This is a genomic window from Kordiimonas sediminis, assembly GCF_014656395.1.
Taxonomy (GTDB): Bacteria; Pseudomonadota; Alphaproteobacteria; order Sphingomonadales; family Kordiimonadaceae; genus Kordiimonas_A; species Kordiimonas_A sediminis.
Map to the genome: position 1 here is coordinate 234,748 of NZ_BNCI01000002.1, position 21,511 is coordinate 256,258.

The following is a 21,511-nucleotide window of genomic DNA, read 5'->3' on the forward strand; positions in this document are numbered from 1 at the left end:
GTGTGGTGATGTTGTCGTGCTATGAAAGGCGATGTAGTGAACAGTTTTATGCGCAATGCGCTCGTATGGGGAATGATTATCCTGCTGTTGTTTGCTCTGTTTAACCTGTTTCAGGGTGGTCAGGGGCAATCAACGGAGATTGCTTATAGTCAGTTCCTTGATTCTGTTGAAAAGAACGAAGTCCAGCAGGTCGAAATCAAAGGCCAGGAAATCACTGGCCAATACGTTGGGTCCGGTGAGACATTTAAAACGGTTATGCCGTACGATGACAAGCTGGTGGATCGTCTGCGCGACAGCAACGTAACGTTCAAAGTTGATGCAGAAGAATCAAATCTGTTCCTTGGTATGTTACTGTCATGGCTTCCATTCCTGCTGATTATCGGTATCTGGATCTTTATGATGCGCCAGATGCAGGGCAAAGGCGGCGGTGGTGGCGGTGCCATGGGCTTTGGTAAATCCCGCGCTCGCCTGCTGACGGAAAAGCAAGGCCGCGTAACATTTGAAGATGTTGCAGGTATCGAAGAAGCAAAGGAAGAGCTGGAAGAGATTGTTGACTTCCTGAAGGACCCACAAAAATTCCAGCGCCTTGGCGGCAAAATCCCAAAGGGAGCCCTTCTTGTTGGCCCTCCTGGTACGGGTAAAACGCTTCTCGCACGGGCGATCGCTGGCGAAGCAAATGTTCCGTTTTTCACAATCTCCGGGTCTGACTTTGTTGAGATGTTTGTCGGTGTCGGTGCAAGCCGTGTCCGCGACATGTTCGAACAGGCCAAGAAAAATGCACCGTGTATCATCTTCATTGACGAGATTGATGCCGTTGGTCGCCATCGTGGTGCCGGTCTTGGTGGCGGTAATGATGAGCGCGAGCAAACACTGAACCAGCTGCTTGTTGAAATGGATGGCTTTGAAGCAAATGAAGGCATCATCATTTTGGCGGCTACCAACCGTCCTGATGTTCTTGACCCTGCATTGTTGCGTCCAGGCCGTTTTGACCGTCAGGTTGTTGTGCCTAATCCAGATATTAATGGCCGTGAGAAAATTCTGGGTGTTCATATGTCAAAGGTTCCGTTGGCACCTGATGTTGACAAACAAACGATCGCGCGCGGTACGCCGGGCTTCTCTGGTGCAGACTTGATGAACCTTGTAAACGAAGCAGCTTTGTTGGCTGCACGCCGCAATAAGAAAATTGTTTCGATGAAAGATTTCGAAGACGCCAAAGACAAGGTCATGATGGGGTCTGAGCGCAAGTCAATGGTGATGACGGACGAAGAGAAGAAGATGACTGCCTATCATGAAGGCGGACACGCGCTTGTCTCTTTGCACTGTACGCATCTTGATCCTATCCATAAGGCGACAATCATTCCGCGGGGTCGTGCCCTTGGTATGGTGATGAGCCTGCCAGAGCGGGATGAATATTCTTTCCGTCGCCAGAAAATGCATGACCATTTGGCAATGGCAATGGGTGGCCGCGTAGCCGAGGAATTGGTGTTTGGCTATGACGAAGTGTCGTCCGGTGCTTCTGGCGATATTCAGTCAGCAACCAATCTGGCACGCAAGATGGTGACGCAGTGGGGTATGTCCGACAAGCTTGGTCCTATCCAGTATGCGGCGAACGAGCAAGAGGTGTTCCTGGGACATTCTGTGTCACAGCAGAAAAACATGTCTGATGAAACTGCGATGCTTGTTGATAAAGAAATCCGCCGTTTTGTGGAAGAAGGGTACGAACGTGCCAAGACAATCCTGACGGATCACCGGGATCAGTTAAATATCATCAGTGAAGCGCTGCTTGAATATGAAACCCTGACAGGGGATGAATTAAAGGCACTGATCAATGGTGAGGAGATCCGCAAGGATGAAAAGAAAGACGATGACAAACCAATGCCGCCGTCTGCATCCAGTTCGATCCCTACAACAGGTAAAACGTCAGGTTCTGGCCCTGCCACACCGCAGCCAGAAGGCTAAATTCCTGTGACGTTTGATCTACCAAGTCTATCTGACGGGGCGAAGGGATACCTTCTCCCCGTTGGTTCATTTATGGGTTCTGCCGCCGGCTTGCGGCTTGGCAATAGCGGATTGAAGTTCGCTGGTGTCAGGCTGATTATCCGTGAAGAGCAAACCCGAGTTGTAAATCACTATATTCCTGCCGGTGACATAGACAGCGTTCTGGGCATGTTACCTGCTCCGCTGCAGAAGAGTTTGTGTGCACAGAAAAGTGCAATTGAAACACCGCGCCAGCCTATTGAATGTGCGGGCCTTGGCCTTGGTCGTATGCTAGCCTTCACCCGTCCTTTGATTATGGGGGTTTTGAACGTAACACCTGACAGTTTTTCTGATGGTGGTGATTTTATTGATCCCGATGCCGCCGTCCGCCGTGCACGCCAAATGGTGGCCGAAGGCGCAGACATTATCGACATCGGTGGTGAAAGTACCCGCCCGGGTGCCAAGCCCGTTTGGGAAGGCGAAGAAGCAAACCGCATTTTACCTGTCATAGCAGCGCTGGCTGGTGAAGGTGTACCCATATCGGTTGATACACGGCACAGCACGGTCATGCAGCAGGCACTGGATGCCGGGGCGCATATTCTGAATGATGTTTCTGCTCTTGAATATGACGGTGCCAGTATGGATGTCGCCGTGAGAAGCGGCGCGCCTGTCGTTTTGATGCATTCGCAAGGATTACCTGAAACCATGCAGGATAATCCTACATATTCGGACGCCCTGTTAGAAGTGTATGATTATCTGGAAGCACGGCGGGATGCAGCGATTGCAGCTGGAATTTCGCAGGATAAAATAATCCTCGACCCCGGTATAGGTTTTGGCAAGCGGGTGTTGGTGGACAATCTATCGCTGATTAACGGGCTTGCTATGTTGCACGGTCTTGGGTGTCCTGTCCTTTTAGGTGCTTCACGTAAACGGTTTATAGAGGCAATCACCGGCGTTGAAGACGCGAAAGACCGTATGCCGGGATCGGTTGCAGCGGCCCTTGTCGCGCGCACGGTCGGTGTTCAGGTTTTTCGGGTGCATGATGTTGCCGAGACGGTACAGGCAATGAAAGTGCATCAGGCACTTGCAGACGTGTCCATGATGGACGTATATGATTAATCATAAATTTTGATGCAGACTTCAATGTTCTCTAACGCGAGGGGCGGGCAGATGGAACGCAAGTATTTTGGTACAGACGGCATGCGGGGCAAGGTCAATGTGGGCCATATGACCCCTGATATTGCCATGCGGGTTGGTCTGGCTGCTGGGCAGACTTTCATTCGCGGCGACCATGTCCACCGTGTTGTGATCGGCAAAGACACGCGCCGGTCCGGTTATATGTTCGAACCTGCGCTTACCGCCGGTTTTATTGCCGCGGGTATGGATGTTATTCTGGTGGGGCCAATGCCAACACCAGCGGTTGCCATGCTGGTGAAGTCACTGCGCGCCGATCTGGGCGTTATGATTTCTGCCAGCCATAACCCACACTATGACAATGGCATCAAGTTTTTCGGCCCTGACGGCTATAAACTATCTGATGAACAAGAGCTGGAGATAGAGCGTCTGGTAGATGAAGGCGGGGATGATATTCTGAAGCCGTCAGAAAAGCTTGGCAAGGCGATGCGTCTGGAGGATGAGAAGGGCCGCTATGTTGAGTATGCCAAAGGCACGGTGCCGTCTGGTGTACGTCTGGATGGTTTGAAAGTGGTGGTCGACTGCGCAAATGGTGCGGCTTATAAGGTGGCACCAACAGCGCTTTGGGAACTGGGCGCAGAAGTTATACCAATGGGCGTAGCCCCAAATGGTTTTAACATCAACGATGGGTGCGGATCGACGTCCCCAGAAGCCATGTGTGCCAAGGTGATCACAGAGCGTGCTGATATAGGCATTGCGCTTGACGGTGATGCAGACCGGTTAATTTTATGCGATGAACGCGGCCAGATCGTAGACGGCGATCAGATTATGGCGCTGATTACCCGAAACTGGCATAGACGCGGTATCCTTAAAGGCGGCGGTCTTGTTTCTACCGTGATGTCGAACCTCGGTCTTGAGCGTCTTTTAGAAGGTGAAGGGTTAACCCTTGAGCGGACCAAGGTTGGTGACCGCTATGTGGTGGAAAGAATGCGCAGTGGCGGGTTTAATGTTGGGGGCGAGCAGTCAGGGCATATTGTTTTAAATGATTTTACTACGACGGGTGATGGGTTGGTTTCTGCCTTGCAGGTGATGACTGAGATAATTCAGTCGGGTGTGCCAGCGTCTAAAGCCTGTGCACAATTTGATCCGGTACCGCAGACGCTGAAAAGCGTCCGGTTCAGTGCGGACGCGCCCCTTGAAAATGAAACAGTGAAAAAAGCAATTGCCGCCGCAGAGGCAGAACTGAACGGAAGTGGCCGTCTTGTTATTCGCAAGTCAGGAACCGAGCCAGTGATCCGGGTTATGGCCGAAGGCGATGACGCCGCGCAAGTAAACCGTATCGTTGATACAATCTGCGCAGAAGTACAAAGCGCCTAGGAGCCACTGGTGGGACGTGTTCTGATTATTGCGGGTTCGGATAGCGGCGGGGGTGCCGGTATTCAGGCTGACATCAAAACTGTCACCATGCTGGGTGGGTACGCTGCCACCGCGGTGACTGCGATTACGGTGCAGAACACGCTGGGCGTTACCGGCATTTATCCCGTTCCGCAGGAAGTTATCGCCGGACAAATTCAATCTGTGCTTTCAGATATCGGTGCTGATGTCATTAAAACAGGCATGCTTGCGGATATTGCCACCATTGAGACGGTTGCTGACGTAATACCTGCCACCATTCCCATAGTGGTGGACCCGGTAATGGTGGCAACAAGCGGTGATACACTTCAGTCAGCAGAAGCTGTTAGTGCCTTGAAGGAACGTCTGGTTAGCCGTGCTGCGGTTGTGACCCCCAACATTCCAGAGGCTGAAATCCTTACTGGCCGCACGATTAGGGACGTTTCCGATATGAAGGCTGCGGGGGAGGATATTCTTACACTTGGTGCCAAGGCAGTGGTGATGAAGGGTGGGCACCTACCTGTGCAGGACTTAACTGATTTGTTGGTGACGCCGCATGGTATTGTCGAAATTGAAGCGCGCAAACAGGATACCCGGAATACACACGGAACTGGTTGCACGTTGGCAAGCGCCATTGCGGCGGGGATGGCAGCGGGCGAAAGCCTGGAGACTGCTGTCAGGAACGCACATGCTTTTGTCCAGGAAGCAATTGCCAAAGCGCCAGGGTACGGCGCAGGGCATGGGCCGCTTGGTCATGCAAGGGTCGGGAGGTGACGATGAAACTATTCCACCGCATACGGGGTGAAGGTCATCCAGTTGTTCTTCTGCACGGTTTGTTCGGATCGGCAGACAATCTTGGAGCACTGGCGCGGGCCCTTGAAGAAGATTATCAGGTTATCGCGGTTGACCTGCGTAATCATGGCCGCAGTGACCACGCGGACGACATGACGTATCCGTTGCTGGCAGCTGATGTGATCGAGCTGTTGGATGACCTTGGACTTGACGAGGATGTGTATCTGGTGGGGCATTCCATGGGTGGGAAAACATCGATGCAGACTGCGCTGACCATCCCGGAACGAATTGGAAAGCTGGTGGTGCTGGATATTGCACCAGTTCAATACAGTCATGGCCATGATAGCATTCTTGCTGGAATGCAGGCTGTTTCTGAAAAGGGCGCAGAGGGCAGAAAGCCAGCAGGAGAAATTCTGAAGCAATTTATTGATGAACCTGAAATTATCAGTTTTATTTTAACCAATTGGCGCAAAAATAAGGACGGCAAATGGGGCTGGCGGTTGAATTTGGATGCGATCCTGGATCAGCATTCAAATATTATGGCTGGGAATGATGGTACCCCGTATCTGGGGCCGACCTTGTTTGTTCGCGGTGGTACGTCAAACTATATCACGGCGGACCACAAGGATCAGATACTGGAATTGTTCCCGCGTGCGACGGTGCGGACCGTGGAAGGAACAGGCCACTGGCTGCATGCAGAAAAGCCGGATATGGTGAACCGTATTGTAAAAAGATTTTTAAGTGAGTAGCGTCAAGGCATGAAGATTTTGAAAAGCAGGCTTGTTTGTACCCTTCTGTCCGTGCTGGTTACAGCGACGGTTGCATCTGCTCAGAGCCAGCAGGATTTGAAAAAGTTTGATCGTCTTTTCAGTATAAAACTCCGTGAAGGGGATGTGCCGGGCGGTGCCTACGTTATTGTCAAGGAAGGCGAAATTCTGCAGTTGGGCACTCTGGGCTACCGGAAGGCCACTGAGCACAGCAAGGTGAACAAGGACACTGCCTTTCGGTTGGCATCAGTCTCTAAAACATTTGCAGCGACACTTGCTGCAAAGCTGGTTGAAGAAGGCACGCTTAGTTTCGAAGAAAAAGTGGCACCCTATGCCCCTGAATTACGTCTGCGGTCGTCGGCCAGTCTTAAGGCGCTGAACATTCGTCATCTTTTGTCACACACATCGGGGCTGATGCCTAATGCCTACGATAATATTCTGGAGGCTGGTCGCCCGGTCGAGGAGATTCTGCCTCGCTTTAACAAGGTTCGGGCACTTTGCCAACCTGGGGACTGTTACGGGTATCAGAACATTATGTTCAGCCTTGTCGAGCCGGTAATAAAAGAAAAAACCGGCGCTGATTATGGGGACTTGATCGAAGAACGGTTGTTCAAGCCCCTTGAAATGAACACAGCCTCCGTAGGCTTCGCGCCGTTTCTGGATGCAAAGAATGTGGCAGCACCCCATCAGCGTACTCGTAAAGGCGTCAAGCCGGTTCAGGTTAAAGAAGATTATTACCGGATTGCTCCTGCGGCGGGTGTCAATGCCAGTATTGTTGATTTGTCCAAGTGGTTGATTGCGCACACAGGTCACCGCCCGGATGTCATCAGCCCGGAAGTGCTTAAAACGCTTACCGCCAAGCAAATTGAAAGCAAGCGCCAAATGGGCAAGAAACTGTGGCGCCCGCACTTGACCGATGCCCATTACGGGTTGGGCTGGCGCCTGTATCAGTTTCACGATGAGGAAATTGTCGCCCATGGTGGTGCCGTTGCAGGATTTCGTTCCATGGTGGCCTATTCTGCAGATAGGGACGTGGGGCTGGCAATCCTGATTAATACCAATTCCAACATCATTGATGAGCTGACTATCAGTTTCTTTGATGATGTTTTTACCAGTCCTTTGCCTCGTACGGTTGTTGCGGCTTCGCGCTAATCCCCTTCATCACAGAAACAGACAGGATACTGATTAGTGATTTCGAGAAAACATAAGTGCATCTTTGTTCATATCCCTAAAACGGGTGGAAGCAGTATCGAGAGAATTGTCTGGGGGGCACCACAAGAGCGCAAAACGGACCAATTATGGATGGGTTTTGTGCGCCCCCATTATAACAAGTATCAGACAGGCGGCTTGCAGCATTTACTGGCAAAGCAAATCCGACAGGAGGTTGGCGCGGAATTGTTTGGTGCCTGTTATAAGTTCGCTTTCGTTCGTAACCCTTGGGATAAGGCAATATCACAGTATGCCTATATGAAAGGCCGTAAAGATTTACGTGCTTTTATTGGTATGGAAGCGGATGCAGACCTGAAAACCTATCTAAATCTGACGATGAAGAAAACCCACGTCCAGTGGGATCACCAGCACCGTTTTGTGCTGGATGATAATGGAGAACAGCTGGTTGATTTCCTCGGCCGGTTTGAGACAATTGGGCAGGATGTGGACACGGTACTTGAGCGTCTTGGTATGCTGGGGCAAAAGCTGCCGCACACGAATAAAAGTAAGCGTGGCCCATACCGCGACTATTATGACGATGAAAGTCGCGAGATGATTGCCGACCATTATAAAACCGATATTGATACCTTTGGTTATAGCTTTTGACGTTTCGCGTCTCTATCCCAGTTTTCGGTGGCTTTTAGCCTTTCTGGTGCGTGTGCCGGGCTTGCCGCCCATCGCGCGGCCCTTCGGTCTTAATGACTTGTCAGGAACGCCAAGTTCGCCTGCCTCCAGCCGTTTGATCTCATCGCGCAGTCTTGCTGCTTCTTCAAATTCAAGATCTTCGGCCGCCTGCATCATTTGCTTGGACAGATCTTCGATATGCTTCTTCAGATTAGAGCCAACCAGATGGTCTGCATCAGGACCGATATCAACAGTGACATAGTCGCCAGAACTGACATCTGCCATCAGATCGCCAATGCGTTTTTCGATGGTTTGCGGCGTGATGCCGTGTAATTCATTATAGGCTATTTGTTTTTCACGTCTGCGATTAGTCTCGGAAATGGCTGCATCCATGGACCGGGTGATTGTATCCGCATACAAAATAACCCGACCGCGAGCGTTACGGGCCGCCCGGCCAATAGTCTGTACAAGTGATCGTTCAGACCGCAGGAAACCTTCCTTGTCGGCATCAAGAATGGCAACCAGGCCACATTCCGGAATATCCAGTCCTTCACGCAGCAGGTTGATACCAACAAGCACGTCAAATACCCCAAGCCGTAAGTCACGGATAATTTCCATGCGTTCCAGGGTGTCAATATCAGAATGCATGTAGCGTACCTTGACCCCATTTTCGTGTAAATACTCGGTCAGGTCCTCTGCCATGCGTTTTGTCAGGGTGGTAACAAGTACGCGCATACCAGCGTCAGATATTTTCCTTGCTTCGTGCATCAGATCATCAACCTGACTGTCGACGGGGCGAATTTCTACCTCAGGATCAATCAGTCCTGTTGGGCGAATAACCTGCTCTGTAAAGACGCCGCCTGTTTGTTCCAGTTCCCAATCGCCGGGCGTTGCGGACACAAAAACGCTTTGCGGGCGCATTACGTCCCATTCCTCGAATTTCAGGGGGCGGTTATCTGCGCAGCTGGGTAGACGGAAGCCGTAATCAGCAAGGGTGGACTTTCTTTTCGCATCCCCGCGGCTCATACCGTTAATTTGTCCTACACTGACGTGACTTTCATCAACAAACAGCAGGGCATTTTCGGGGATATATTCGAACAGGGTTGGTGGGGGCTCGCCAGGGTTTCGCCCGGTCAGGTACCTGCTGTAGTTCTCAATCCCGGCACAGCTGCCGGTGGCTTCAATCATCTCAATATCAAAAAGTGTACGTTGTTCCAGTCGCTGGGCTTCGAGAATACGGCCATGCTCTTCATAGTATTTCAGTCGCTGTTTCAGCTCAGCCTTGATTTTCTTGACTGCCTGATCAAGTGTTGGGCGCGGGGTAACATAGTGGCTGTTGGCATACACTTTGACCGTTTCCAGTGTGCGAATTTTTTCGCCGGTTAGTGGGTCGAATTCAATAATCTCTTCAATTTCATCACCAAACATCATCAGGCGCCACGCGCGGTCTTCATAATGGCTGGGGAAAATATCTACAACGTCGCCGCGAATGCGGAATGTGCCGCGCTGGAAAGCAGCATCATTGCGGCTATACTGCATGGATACCAACCTGCGTGCTAATTCTCTTGGTTCAATTTCCACCCCTGCGGTCAATGAAAAGGTCATCGCGGTATAGGTTTCCACGGACCCGATGCCGTAGATACAGGAAACAGAAGCGATAATGATAACATCATCCCGCTCCAGAATAGCCCGGGTGGCACTATGGCGCATGCGGTCGATCTGTTCGTTGATGGTTGCTTCTTTTTCTACAAAGGTATCTGTGCGCGGAACATAGGCTTCCGGTTGGTAATAGTCATAGTAGGAAACAAAATATTCGACCGAGTTATTGGGGAAAAAGTCTTTGAATTCGCCGTAAAGCTGGGCTGCCAACGTTTTGTTCGGTGCCAGGATCAGGGCAGGGCGGCCTGTTTCCTTAATAATATTGGCAATGGTAAAAGTCTTCCCCGAGCCTGTCACGCCCAAAAGAACCTGATCCCGTTCTCCTGATTTTATGCCGGTAACGAGTTCTTTGATCGCGGTAGGCTGGTCACCGTTCGGCGTAAAATCAGAGACCAGATCAAAAGCAACGCCCCCTTCTGACTTTTCCGGTCGCTCCGGACGATTGGGGATAAAGCTTGCTCTTGTGTCTTCCAATTTCATAGTGTGCCTGCCTAGGGTGCCGGGTGGCCGTTCAGACTACGATGGCTCTACCCAAAAAAATTCATGATGTTCACTGTTTGTATCCAATGTAGGACAAGAATTCAATTGGGGAATACGTCACCATTCATTCTGTATAATTATTAACCACTGTATAATAAATAAACAGTGCACCGCAGCATTTTAATTTTGCTGTGCGGTATTTAATTATGTAAGATGCTGTTTTTATTGCGTAATATTTTGTATGGTAAGTTGGCACATGCCTTGCTGTGTATAGGGTGCTTAGTTGATAAGCCAGAAAACCTTATACAGGACAATGGAGGAACACTGTGCCCAAGAACTTCTCCCAAAGTACTAAAACCGCACTTGCTGTGGTTGTCTTAGCTGTAACGTCTCTCTCTTCCCAATCCGTTGCAGATGATATGTCATATGTGACATTATCAGCCAACGCAGCCCTGACCACTGAATATCGATTCCGGGGACTTTCCCTCTCTAATCATGACCCGGCAATCCAGGGTGGTTTTGATCTCTCCACAAAAAGTGGTTTTTATCTTGGTGCATGGGGTTCCTCTATTGAATCGTATGAAGGTTCCGAAGTCGAGTTGGATATCTATGGGGGGTATGCCACCGAAATCGGGAATGGCTTAACAGCAGACGTCGGGCTTTTGGCCTACACCTATCCAGGGTCTGACGGTACGGCATATCTTGAACTATACGGCTCGCTGAGCGGGGCCATCGACATTGTCGATTGGACCGTGGGGGCAGCGTATGTCTGGGATCAGGGTAATGTCGGTAATACAGATAATATTTATATTTACCTGGATGCCAGCATGCCGCTTGGTGATACGCCCGTGTCGCTGGATGGGCATGTGGCCTACGAAGATGGTGCATTTGGGGATGACAAATGGGACTGGTCATTGGGGGCGAGTTATAGCTTTGAACAGTACAGCTTATCAGTTGCCTATGTAGACACAAATGTTGAGGACAGTATTGGTAAAGCGGCAGTGGTGGCGACCTTGTCGGCGAGCTTCTAGGCGCTACGTGTCATTTAGATGTGAATCTGGACCAACTGGGGGCGCTTTGCGCCCTCCTTTTTTGGGGGCGGGTCAAGGGGGAGTTTTCAGGCGCAGTTTATAGCTGAAATAGATAAGCCCATAAATATTCAAATCGGGGTGTATTTCTGCTTGCGACAAATCGGGCTCAGTCCTATCGTTTTTTTATTCATTTTCTGACACTTTTAAAGGATTGGACTTTTACTATGTCTTTTCTCTCTACTTCGCTGGATCGTGTGAAGCCTTCACCAACGATTGCTGTTACTACCAAAGCGGCCGAACTGCGCGCTGCGGGCAAAGATGTTATCGGGCTTGGCGCCGGGGAGCCGGACTTTGATACGCCTGACCATGTTAAAGAGGCTGCTATCAAGGCCATATGGGACGGTGATACAAAATACACCAGTGTTGATGGTACGCCTGCCGTGAAGGCTGCTATCATTGAGAAATTCAAGCGCGAAAATGGGCTTGAATTTACGCCAAACCAGATTTCTGTGAATAGCGGCGGTAAGCACACGATTTATAACGCTCTTATGGCAACTCTGAATGAGGGGGACGAGGTCATTATCCCTGCGCCTTACTGGGTTAGCTATCCTGACATGACACTGCTTGCTGGCGGCACTCCGGTTGTTGTGGAGGCTGGAATTGAAACAGGTTTCAAGCTGACGCCTGAGATGCTGGAAGCTGCGATTACGCCGAAAACAAAATGGCTGATTTTTAACTCTCCATCAAATCCGACAGGCGCTGCTTATTCCGAGGCTGAGATAAAAGCACTGGGTGCAGTGATCGCGCGCCATCCGCATGTCTGGGTTTTTGCTGATGATATCTATGAGCATCTTGTATATGATGACTTTAAATTCGTGACCTTTGCCGCGGCTTGTCCAGATGTGGCTGACAGGGTTTTGACAATGAACGGTGTTGCAAAAGCCTATGCTATGACTGGTTGGCGGATCGGTTATGCCGGCGGTGATGCGAAACTTATCAAAGCCATGGCGAAAGTGCAGTCACAGAGCACATCAAACCCTTGTTCCATCTCGCAAGCTGCAACGGTTGCGGCACTGTCTGGTCCGCAGGAGTATTTGAAAGAGCGCGCAGATGTTTTCAAGGCGCGCCGGGATCTGGTTGTTGATATGCTGAATGCGGCTGATGGCATCGAATGCCCGGTGCCGGAAGGTGCCTTTTATGTGTACCCAAGTATTCAGGGGTGTATTGGCAAGAAGACACCTGCGGGTAAGATTATCGAAACGGACGAGGATTTTGTGACATATATTCTTGAAGAATACGGAGTCGCAGCTGTTCAGGGGGAGGCCTTTGGACTAAGCCCGCATTTCCGGGTAAGCTATGCAACATCAACGGAGGCGCTGACAGAAGCCTGCACGCGCATTCAAAAGGCTTGCGCAGCTTTGACCTAAGTAATTCATTAGGGGCGATAAAAAACCGCGGCATTAAAACTAAAAAACCGGGCAGGGAACTGTCCGGTTTTTTCTGTCAGAACGTGGTTTAGCTCAGTTTTCGATATCTTCGATATCTGGCACTTTGCGGCGTCCGTTACCTTCTGCATTATCTTGTGGCGTGCCTTGGCGTGTGCGGCGTCCCGGTCGTCGTTGACCACGCAGGGCTTCTCCTGCCTCTTCGGGGTCTACAATGCAGTCCCCGTTATTGTCATGGTAATTGAACTGATAATGCGGATGGGCATTAAACTCCTCAAAACTGAGGCTACCGTCTTCATTTTTGTCTAGGTCTGGCAATATCAGTAATTGGTAGGATTTGTCTTCGAAGACGACGCGCCGGAATTCTGTCTCGGACAGTGTGCGGGTTTGGTCCAAGTCAACGTTGTTGAAAATTACCGACCGTATCAATCGAATATCATCACAAGACGCAACGCCGTCGCCGTTTTTGTCCCAGCGGACAAGGAAGCGATCATGCGCTTGTGTGATTTGTTCCGGGGTAAGGGGCGGTGGGCCTTCCTGTCTTGACGCGCAGCCGGATGCCGTGATTAACAGCAAGAGTGCGGTTGTAGACATTGCTGCAGAACGGGACAAAAAAACAGGTCTTCTCATGCGGTACAGGTACCCTTCGATTGCATCACTATATTCCCTAATACGTGCAGCATAAACAGACCCGTTTGAAAAGCCCAAGATTATTTTTGTGTGTGCCCTATATCGCGATTGACATCTGACAGATTATCCATATTTTAAGCGGCAGGTATCCCTCCCTACTGAGGGCAGTGACATGAAAGGGTCGCATGAACCGTGTCGGGCTGGCGCAAAAAAGGTCAAAGGCCAAGGCACATTTTTTGGGATATGCTCCCCCAACGGGGCACATACTATCTGGAAGGATAGACAATTGAATAAACCTGCTGTAACTCCACGCCCGGAGTTTAGCTCTGGCCCGTGCGCGAAGCGCCCCGGCTGGACACTTGATGCACTTAATGATGCACTTCTTGGTCGGTCACACCGCTCCAAACCTGGCAAAGCCAAACTTAAATACGCAATCGACAAAACTCGTGAAATACTTGGTGTTCCAGACGAATACCACGTGGGAATTGTGCCTGCGTCCGATACTGGTGCTGTTGAAATGGCCTTGTGGTCACTTCTTGGGGCACGCGGTGTTGATATGCTTGCATGGGAAAGTTTTGGCGCCGGCTGGATCACTGACGTTGTCAAGCAGCTCAAATTAGATGACGTTCGTGAATTTCGTGCGGATTATGGTCGTCTTCCTAACCTTGATGCCGTTGATACCGACCGCGATGTAGTTTTTACTTGGAACGGAACAACGTCGGGTGTGAAGGTACCAAACGCAGACTGGATCAAGGATGACCGTGAAGGTTTGACAATCTGTGATGCCACGAGCGCAGCCTTTGCGATGGATCTGCCGTTTGAAAAACTGGATGTTACTACTTTTAGCTGGCAAAAAGTTCTGGGCGGTGAAGCAGCACACGGCATGATCGTTTTAAGCCCACGCGCTGTAGAACGTCTAGAGACATACACGCCTGCGTGGCCACTGCCAAAGATTTTCCGTCTGACCAAAGGCGGTAAGCTGATTGATGGTATTTTTACCGGTGCTACAATCAATACGCCGTCCATGTTGGCAGTTGAAGATTATATTGATGCGCTGGAATGGGCTGAGTCTGTAGGTGGTTTGAAGGGACTTATTGCACGTTCCGAAGCAAACCTTGCGGTCCTGCAAGCCTGGGTTGAGGCAACTGACTGGGTTGATTTCCTGGCAGTTGACCCGGCAACCAATTCCAATACTTCTGTTTGTCTGAAGCTGACGGGTGATTGGATTTCCAGTCTTGACCCCGATATTGCTGCAACGGTTCCTAAAAAAGTTGCTGCACTTCTGGAGGCTGAAAAAGTGGCCTTTGATATCGGTGCTTACCGGGATGCCCCTGCTGGCCTGCGCATATGGGCCGGGGGTACGGTTGAAGCAGATGACCTGAAAGCCCTGACGCAGTGGCTTGACTGGGCATATGCAACAGTTCAGGCGGAACTCTCCTGATTAAAACTGACGTGGGGCTGGCACGTTTCGGCCCCTTCTCCAGATTTTACAAAGATTTTGAAAGGATGAATCATGCCAAAGGTACTGATTTCTGATAAAATGAGCCCTCTTGCGGAACAAACATTCAAAGAGCGCGGTGTTGATGTTGATTATAAGCCAGGCCTAAGCCCTGAAGAACTGATCGCAATTATTGGCGACTATGATGGTCTTGCTATTCGCTCTGCTACCAAGGTTACACCGGAAGTACTGGAAGCGGCAACGAACCTGAAAGTTATTGGTCGCGCTGGTATCGGCGTTGATAATATTAATGTGCCGGCTGCGACAAACGGCGGTGTTATTGTTATGAATACGCCGTTTGGTAACTCCATCACCACGGCTGAGCATGCAATCGCAATGATGATGGCACTGGCACGTCAAATCCCACAGGCAAATGCCTCTACGCATGAAGGCAAGTGGGAAAAGTCCGCATTCATGGGTGTTGAAGTAACAGGAAAGACGCTTGGTCTTATCGGTGCAGGAAACATTGGGTCGATTGTTGCGGATCGTGCACACGGTCTGAAAATGAAGGTAATCGCATTTGACCCGTATCTGTCGCACGAGCGCGCCGATGACCTGGGCATTCAGAAAGTAGAGTTGGATGAATTGCTGGCTCGGGCTGACTTTATCACCCTTCATACACCGCTGACGGATCAGACGCGGGGTATCCTGGGAGCTGAAAGCTTCGCCAAAATGAAAAAAGGTGTGCGGATTGTAAACTGTGCACGTGGTGGCTTGATTGATGAAGCTGCGCTTAAAGACGCACTTGATTCTGGTCAGGTTGAAGGTGCTGCGCTTGATGTGTTTGAAGTAGAACCAGCAAAAGAGAATGTCCTGTTTGGCCATCCTAAGGTAATTTGTACACCGCACCTTGGTGCCTCTACGACAGAAGCACAGGTTAATGTTGCGCTGCAGGTTGCTGATCAGATATCTGAATATTTGATGACCGGTGGTGTTACTAATGCACTGAATACCCCGTCAGTTTCAGCAGAAGACGCACCGAAACTGCAACCATATATGCGTTTGGCTGCACAGATCGGCGGTTTTGCAGGGCAGATTACCCAGTCTGGCATTGTTAAAGTGACTATCGAGTATGAAGGCCATGTTGCTGGTCTGAACACCAAGCCACTAACTGCAACTCTGCTGCAGGGGCTTCTAAGCCCGCAGATGGACTGCGTGAATATGGTCAATGCGCCTGTAATTGCCAAAGAGCGTAACATCGACATTACAGAATCAAAGCATGAGCGCGAGCTGGATTATCACACTTTGATTAAGCTGACAGTTGAAACTGAAAACCAGACACGGACCGTATCTGGTACGCTGTTTGCGAATAAGGCACCGCGAATCGTCGAGGTGGCAGGTGTTAATCTTGAGGCTGAACTGACACAAAACATGCTATATGTCATAAATGATGACAAGCCTGGCTTCATTGGAGCTCTGGGGTCCTTGTTGGGCCATAACGGCGTGAACGTCGCGACTTTCGCCCTTGGCAGAAAGATTCTGGGCGAAGAAGCCGTGGCTTTGGTTGCTGTAGATGAGCCAATTAAGGATATTGTTCTTGACCAAGTGACTGCACTTGCGCATGTACGTCAGGCAAAACGCTTAACGTTCTAATCAGGAGGGACCCAATGACTGGTCCTTTTAAAAAAATGACGGGCAATGCGTATGCCCGTCAGGCTTTATTACCCGGCGGGTTCCGTGATGTTTTGGCGCCCGCTGCTGACTATGAATATTCTGCGGTCAGACAGCTCCTCAAGGTGTTCGGTCATTACGGCTATGACCGTGTTTCACCGCCTTTGGTAGAATATGAAGATAGCCTTCTGACAGGCCCTGGTAGCACCCATGCAAACCAGATGTTCCGTTTGATGGACACAGACACGCAGAAGGTTATGGCTGTTCGGGCTGACATGACGGTCCAGATGTCGCGTCTTGCGGCTACACGCCTTCAGAATGCGCCGCGTCCGCTCCGGCTTGCTTATGCAGGGAATGTTCTGCGCGTTAAGGGCAGTCAGTTGCGTCCTGCGCGCCAGTTTATGCAGGTTGGTTTTGAACTGATCGGCAGTGATGCCTTGGAAGCGGAACTGGAAGTTATCAAGATTGCTGTTGAGGCACTGGAATCTGTTGGTATTCGTGATCTCAGTATTGATTTAACTGTTGCACCTTTTATCCGTGAACTTCTGACCGCGTTTGATCTGGAAGGGGATGATTTGGCACAGACAGTCTCTGCCCTTTCTGCCAAAGATGCGCACGGGTTTGATGCTTTGCCTGACAAGGCCGCGACAATCTTTTCTGCGCTTATTTCAGCAGCTGGCTCTGCCCGCGAGGCGCTCTCCGTGATTGAAGGGCTGACCCTGCCGAAAAAGACTGGGACCTTAATCAAACGGGTTCGCAGTCTGGTTGATGCGATTGAAGAAAGCATGCCGTCGGTTGCGGTTACATTCGATCCCAGCGAGACACACGGGTTCGAGTATAAGACCGGTATCGGTTTTGCGATTTTTGCACGCGGATCCAATACAGAGCTTGGTCGTGGTGGTAGATATCATGTTGACCATCCGGATATAGATGCAGAAGAAGCAACTGGTTTCTCCGTCTATATGGACACTTTAATGTCTGCTCTGCCTGCGCCAAAATCTGGCAAAAAACTGTTTATTCCTGTGGCGACACCGGCGGAAATGGTAAAAAGACTACATTCTGACGGGTGGCGTACCATTCAGGGCTTGACAGAAACTGCAGATGCCAGCAAAGAAGCCCGGCGATTGCTTTGCAGTCATATATATTTGAACGGCTCTATTCAGCCGCTCGATTAACATCAATTAACCTGTATCAATAGGGGATTTATAATGGCCAACGTTGTAGTAGTCGGTTCTCAGTGGGGCGATGAAGGCAAAGGCAAGATTGTTGACTGGCTTAGTGAACGTGCAAGTGTTGTAGCGCGTTTTCAGGGTGGCCATAATGCAGGCCATACACTTGTCATTGATGGCAAGGTTTATAAATTGTCCCTGTTGCCTTCTGGTATTGTCCGCGGCGGTAAAGTCAGCATCATCGGTAATGGTGTGGTTGTTGATCCTTGGGCGCTCTTGCGCGAGATTGCTACCCTTGAAGGGCAGGGTGTTGATATTTCCCCGAAATCTTTGCAGATCGCGGCAAACGCAACGCTGATTATGCCGTATCACTGTGAATTGGACGGTATCCGTGAAGACGCTTCAACTGGTGTTAAAATCGGTACAACGCGCCGCGGTATTGGGCCTGCGTATGAAGATAAAGTTGGTCGCCGTGCCCTGCGTATTTGTGACCTGTCCTCTCGTGAACTGGTGGAGAAACGTCTTGAGACGGCTCTGGTTCACCATAATGCGCTGCGCAAAGGCCTTGGTCATCCTGAAATCGACGCAAAGAAAATTGCCGACGACCTGATGGAAATTGCACCGAAAATCTTGCCGTATGTGAACAATGTCTGGCGAACGCTTGAAGAAGCAAATCGAAAGGGCGAACGTATTCTTTTTGAAGGGGCGCAAGGTACGCTTCTGGATATTGATCATGGTACATACCCCTTTGTGACAAGCTCAAACACGATCGCGGGTCAGGCCGCAGGTGGTTCTGGTATCGGGCCAAGCAGTCTTGATTATGTTCTGGGTATTACGAAAGCCTATACAACCCGTGTGGGTGAGGGTCCTTTCCCAACTGAGCAGAATAACGAAATCGGTCAGTTCCTTGGTGAAAAAGGCCATGAATTTGGTACTGTTACAGGGCGTTCCCGCCGGTGTGGCTGGTTCGATGCTGTAATCGTGCGTCAAAGCCTGACTATTGGCGGTGTTGACGGTATCGCTCTTACTAAACTTGATGTTCTTGACGGGCTTGAAGAAATCAAAGTCTGTGTTGGCTATAAGCATAAAGGCGAGGTCATTGATTATCTTCCATATGGCATGGAAGATCAGGCCGATGTGGAAGCGGTTTATGAGACGATGCCAGGCTGGAAAGAAAGCACATTTGGTGCCCGCAGCTGGGCTGACCTGCCTGCAGAGGCTGTGAAATATGTGCGCCGTGTTGAGGAATTGATCGGTGTACCTGTGGCTCTTTTGTCAACGAGCCCCGAGCGGGATGACACTATTCTTGTTCGCGATCCATTTAAAGATTAAGTAGGTTGTGGCCTTAATCTAATAAGGCGAATAAATACGACCCAAATTGATACACTTTGAATGCTAAATCACTGATATTTTATCAATATCAGTGATTTTTCGTATATATTTGCAATTAGGCCAGCTTTGGTTCAATCTTCCGTCAAACGGGGGGGGATAACTAGTTGCGGGGAAGCGACGTGAGTGCGGATAAAACACCTATTCCTGAAGTGCAGAGCGGTTTTGGCGAGCGGTATGAAATAAATACCAAAGCGCCGCTTGCTGACTTTTCGACGCCAGGTGGTCAGGCATTTATGGTTGTGGATAAAGAGAATGCTGAGCGTACGTTGTATGCTGTTGTTCAGAATAACGGCATTGCAGTCCGTAACGATGTATATAAAAGCCTGTCTTCAAGCATGATTTCAGGAATGATTTGCCCTGTTGCACGCGGTGTTATGAATGTATCTCTGGACGGCCGGTCACAACAGCGTTTTGTGACAATTTTTGAACGGCCAACTGGTGGCCCCCTTATTTCCAGTGATGGTAAGCCAAACCCACGACTTAATCCCATGCTGATTAAGAAGAATATCGCATTGGCCCTTCTCAAGGTCGCTGTGGCTGTCGATAAGGCGGGGTTTGCACATCGTAGAATTTTGCCAACCAATGTGTATTTTGCCTCTCCAACCAGCACGGATGTCGTTGTTGGCGAATGCTGCACAACTCCGGCAGGTGTTCGGTGCCCGATGGGGGCAGAGCCTCTCGAGCTCGCCTTCGCGGACGAAACAGCACGCGGGGAAGGCAATACTTCCGCTGATTTTTATCAGATTGGGGTAACTCTGCAGTGTCTGAATTTTGGCAAGCTACTTTATGCAGGCAGAGACAGGAACAGTTTCCTGACAGCGCGGGTCAATCAGACATCTTACTGGTCAATGGCTGGCGGGCAGGATATTCCAGGCACACTTGGTACTTTGGTGCGCGGCCTGATGGCAGATGAAGTAGAAGAACGCTGGCACGCAGAAGAAATGGTTAGCTGGTTTGAAGGGATCAGTAATTCCAAGCGCACCACAATGAAAGCATGGTCACTTAGTCGTCCAACTGTATTCGAAGGTGTATCCTATGCGGACCGGCGCCTGTTGGCGGATGCATTTGCCCGGAATCCACAAAAAGCAGCCGCATTTTTACGAAGTCTGGATTTTACCAAGTGGATACAGGCTTCCCTGCGGGATGAAGTCTATTCCGAAAGGGTTGAAAAGGCACTGAATGTTGCGGCCGACAAGTCAGTAGGATCCACAGCCCGCAGTGAAATGCGTCTGGTGTCGAGGGTCTGTATGTTCCTGCATCCAAATGGCCCTATCCGCTACAAGGATGTGTCGGTAAATCATGATGCCATTCATTTAGGACTGGCAGCCGCTTTTGCAGAGGGTAAGAAGTCCCTTATTACTTCATACTCTGAGCTGTTTGATATGAAGCTGCTGTCTTCTTTGCTGGAAATCGCTGGTCGTTTAAACCCTACGCTGGCCAGTAGTTTTAACGTTCTGAAGAACCTTATACCGTTTGCGACATCTAATCAGCTTGGTAAAGGAATGGAAAGAGTTCTCTACGAGATGAATCCGGGCATACCATGCCTGTCACCGCGATTTGATAATATATTTGTGGCCTCCATGAAGCAGCTCATGACCAGTCTGGAACGGCTGGCGGGCAAGGGGGGCGGCAGCAATATCCTGTTTGACCGGCATGTTGCCGCATTTTGCGCCCGGCACGGCGGCAGTTTGGACAGGGAATTTAATCAGCTGGCCGCTGCGCAAAAAGACCAGCCGAAATTTAATATTCTTGCGCTGGATTTCTTCTCCATGCTGCAACAACGCTACAAACTTGATAAGCTACCAAACCTTACGAACAAGCTGGTTGAGAATCTGAAGCCAGCCTTAAAAGATTTGAAAGACAAGAAAAAGCGCGAAGAAGTTTCTAATCTGTTGGATAAGGCGAAGAAGTCGGGGGATTTGTCTAAAGTATCATCATCAGTTAATTTGTTGCAAATTCAGGCAGAAGATCGCCGAGAGTTTGCCGCAGCAGTGTCTGAAATGGCCTTTATAGAACGTGAACGGAAGCGGTTAACTAGGAAAATTGTTTTCCAGGACCCGGAAGCACAGTTGAAAGGGTTAAAAGGAGCACGTAATCTATCTGCAGTAACGGCTATTGGTCTTGCCGTCGTGCTAATGTTGTAATCAAGGGTCGAACTGAGTGGCAGCTTCCAGAAAAAATGCCGGGGTAAGAATGACCCGGAAACAGTCTACCAAACAAACGTTGCTAACAGGTATTGGCGTTGCTCTTGCTGTTCTTGCCTTGGTGGAATGGCAGGTTGCCCTGTTTGCGACCATTGGATTGTTGCCTACTTTTGTTCTGGCTTTTACGGGGGCCGGTGCCCATATGATGTTGAAATTGCAGATTGTCATGTTCTGCAACATCACTGCGATCCTGCCTTTTGCTGCTCAGTTCTGGTCACGCCCGTCTGAATTTGGCTCTATTTTAGATCAGCTGTATCCCATTATTATGGTCTATATGGGGGCGGCTGTTGGGTATGGTTTGATCTTTGCAGGCCCGATAGTTGCAGCAATGGTATTGCAGGCCTTGTCACAGGACCGGGTTAGGGGACTTGCCAAGAAACGTCAGGCACTGATTGACCGGTGGGGCGGTGAGGTTGTCTCTGGAGGTACGGTCTCCGGTGCTGAGCCAGGGGGCATGGTTACACCACCCTCTGCGAAGTTGCCAGAAAAATAGGCGC

At 50.1% G+C, this 21,511-nt stretch carries 17 protein-coding genes; 15 read left to right on the forward strand and 2 right to left on the reverse strand.

Translation table 11 applies throughout. The features are described 5' to 3' along the window. Positions 1-21 precede the first annotated feature (21 nt). From ftsH to IE181_RS08675, 7 genes are read left to right on the forward strand one after another with little or no spacing between them, the layout of a single operon-like run. A complete protein-coding gene (gene ftsH, locus IE181_RS08645) occupies positions 22-1,959 on the forward strand; it encodes an ATP-dependent zinc metalloprotease FtsH (protein ID WP_308430909.1) in 1,938 nt (645 codons plus the stop codon). A 6-nt stretch (positions 1,960-1,965) separates the two neighbouring features. Further along, the gene (gene folP / locus IE181_RS08650; protein ID WP_229819279.1) at positions 1,966-3,096 is read left to right on the forward strand and encodes a dihydropteroate synthase; all 1,131 of its coding nucleotides are present in this window, start codon (positions 1,966-1,968) and stop codon (positions 3,094-3,096) included. A 51-nt stretch (positions 3,097-3,147) separates the two neighbouring features. Beyond that, positions 3,148-4,488 carry a phosphoglucosamine mutase gene (glmM, locus tag IE181_RS08655; RefSeq protein ID WP_191252020.1) on the forward strand — a complete coding sequence of 447 codons (1,341 nt, stop codon included), beginning with the start codon at positions 3,148-3,150 and terminating at the stop codon, positions 4,486-4,488. Positions 4,489-4,494: 6 nt separating this feature from the next. Continuing rightward, complete coding sequence (gene thiD / locus IE181_RS08660; RefSeq protein ID WP_191254135.1) at positions 4,495-5,277, forward strand: bifunctional hydroxymethylpyrimidine kinase/phosphomethylpyrimidine kinase; 783 nt, start codon at positions 4,495-4,497, stop codon at positions 5,275-5,277. A gap of 2 nt (positions 5,278-5,279) precedes the next feature. Next, on the forward strand, positions 5,280-6,044 hold the full coding sequence (locus tag IE181_RS08665) for an alpha/beta fold hydrolase (RefSeq protein WP_191252022.1): 765 nt from the start codon (positions 5,280-5,282) through the stop codon (positions 6,042-6,044). 9 nt (positions 6,045-6,053) lie between these two features. Then, positions 6,054-7,214, forward strand: coding sequence for a serine hydrolase domain-containing protein (locus tag IE181_RS08670; protein ID WP_191252024.1), 1,161 nt, complete (start codon positions 6,054-6,056; stop codon positions 7,212-7,214). A 36-nt stretch (positions 7,215-7,250) separates the two neighbouring features. Beyond that, positions 7,251-7,877: a sulfotransferase family 2 domain-containing protein gene (locus tag IE181_RS08675; RefSeq protein WP_191252026.1), complete on the forward strand. Its 627-nt coding sequence runs from the start codon at positions 7,251-7,253 to the stop codon at positions 7,875-7,877. A 12-nt stretch (positions 7,878-7,889) separates the two neighbouring features. On the opposite strand, the gene uvrB is transcribed toward IE181_RS08675, so the two are convergent. Continuing rightward, positions 7,890-10,034, reverse strand: coding sequence for an excinuclease ABC subunit UvrB (gene uvrB / locus IE181_RS08680; RefSeq protein ID WP_191252027.1), 2,145 nt, complete (start codon positions 10,032-10,034; stop codon positions 7,890-7,892). A 326-nt stretch (positions 10,035-10,360) separates the two neighbouring features. Between uvrB and IE181_RS08685 the strand changes: the two genes are divergently transcribed. Both IE181_RS08685 and IE181_RS08690 read left to right on the forward strand, forming a co-directional pair. Then, positions 10,361-11,065 (forward strand): TorF family putative porin, encoded by a 705-nt coding sequence (locus IE181_RS08685; RefSeq protein WP_191252029.1) that lies wholly within the window; start codon positions 10,361-10,363, stop codon positions 11,063-11,065. A 224-nt stretch (positions 11,066-11,289) separates the two neighbouring features. Continuing rightward, positions 11,290-12,492 (forward strand): pyridoxal phosphate-dependent aminotransferase, encoded by a 1,203-nt coding sequence (locus tag IE181_RS08690; protein WP_191252031.1) that lies wholly within the window; start codon positions 11,290-11,292, stop codon positions 12,490-12,492. 93 nt (positions 12,493-12,585) lie between these two features. Here the strand turns inward: IE181_RS08690 and IE181_RS08695 are convergent, their stop codons facing one another. After that, the gene (locus IE181_RS08695) at positions 12,586-13,140 is read right to left on the reverse strand and encodes an EF-hand domain-containing protein (RefSeq protein WP_191252033.1); all 555 of its coding nucleotides are present in this window, start codon (positions 13,138-13,140) and stop codon (positions 12,586-12,588) included. A gap of 286 nt (positions 13,141-13,426) precedes the next feature. Here IE181_RS08695 and IE181_RS08700 point away from each other — a divergent pair, with 286 nt between their 5' ends. From IE181_RS08700 to IE181_RS08725, 6 genes are all read left to right on the forward strand, one after another. Continuing rightward, positions 13,427-14,581, forward strand: coding sequence for a phosphoserine transaminase (locus IE181_RS08700; RefSeq protein ID WP_229819283.1), 1,155 nt, complete (start codon positions 13,427-13,429; stop codon positions 14,579-14,581). A gap of 72 nt (positions 14,582-14,653) precedes the next feature. After that, positions 14,654-16,231: a phosphoglycerate dehydrogenase gene (serA, locus tag IE181_RS08705; protein WP_191252038.1), complete on the forward strand. Its 1,578-nt coding sequence runs from the start codon at positions 14,654-14,656 to the stop codon at positions 16,229-16,231. Between the two features lie 14 nt (positions 16,232-16,245). Then, positions 16,246-17,424, forward strand: a complete 1,179-nt coding sequence (locus IE181_RS08710) for an ATP phosphoribosyltransferase regulatory subunit (protein ID WP_191252040.1) — start codon at positions 16,246-16,248, stop codon at positions 17,422-17,424. Between the two features lie 33 nt (positions 17,425-17,457). Continuing rightward, positions 17,458-18,750, forward strand: coding sequence for an adenylosuccinate synthase (locus tag IE181_RS08715; RefSeq protein WP_191252042.1), 1,293 nt, complete (start codon positions 17,458-17,460; stop codon positions 18,748-18,750). A 179-nt stretch (positions 18,751-18,929) separates the two neighbouring features. Then, positions 18,930-20,954, forward strand: a complete 2,025-nt coding sequence (locus IE181_RS08720) for a serine/threonine-protein kinase (RefSeq protein ID WP_191252044.1) — start codon at positions 18,930-18,932, stop codon at positions 20,952-20,954. Positions 20,955-21,003: 49 nt separating this feature from the next. After that, positions 21,004-21,507, forward strand: coding sequence for a hypothetical protein (locus IE181_RS08725; protein ID WP_191252046.1), 504 nt, complete (start codon positions 21,004-21,006; stop codon positions 21,505-21,507). The last annotated feature ends 4 nt before the right edge of the window (positions 21,508-21,511 follow it).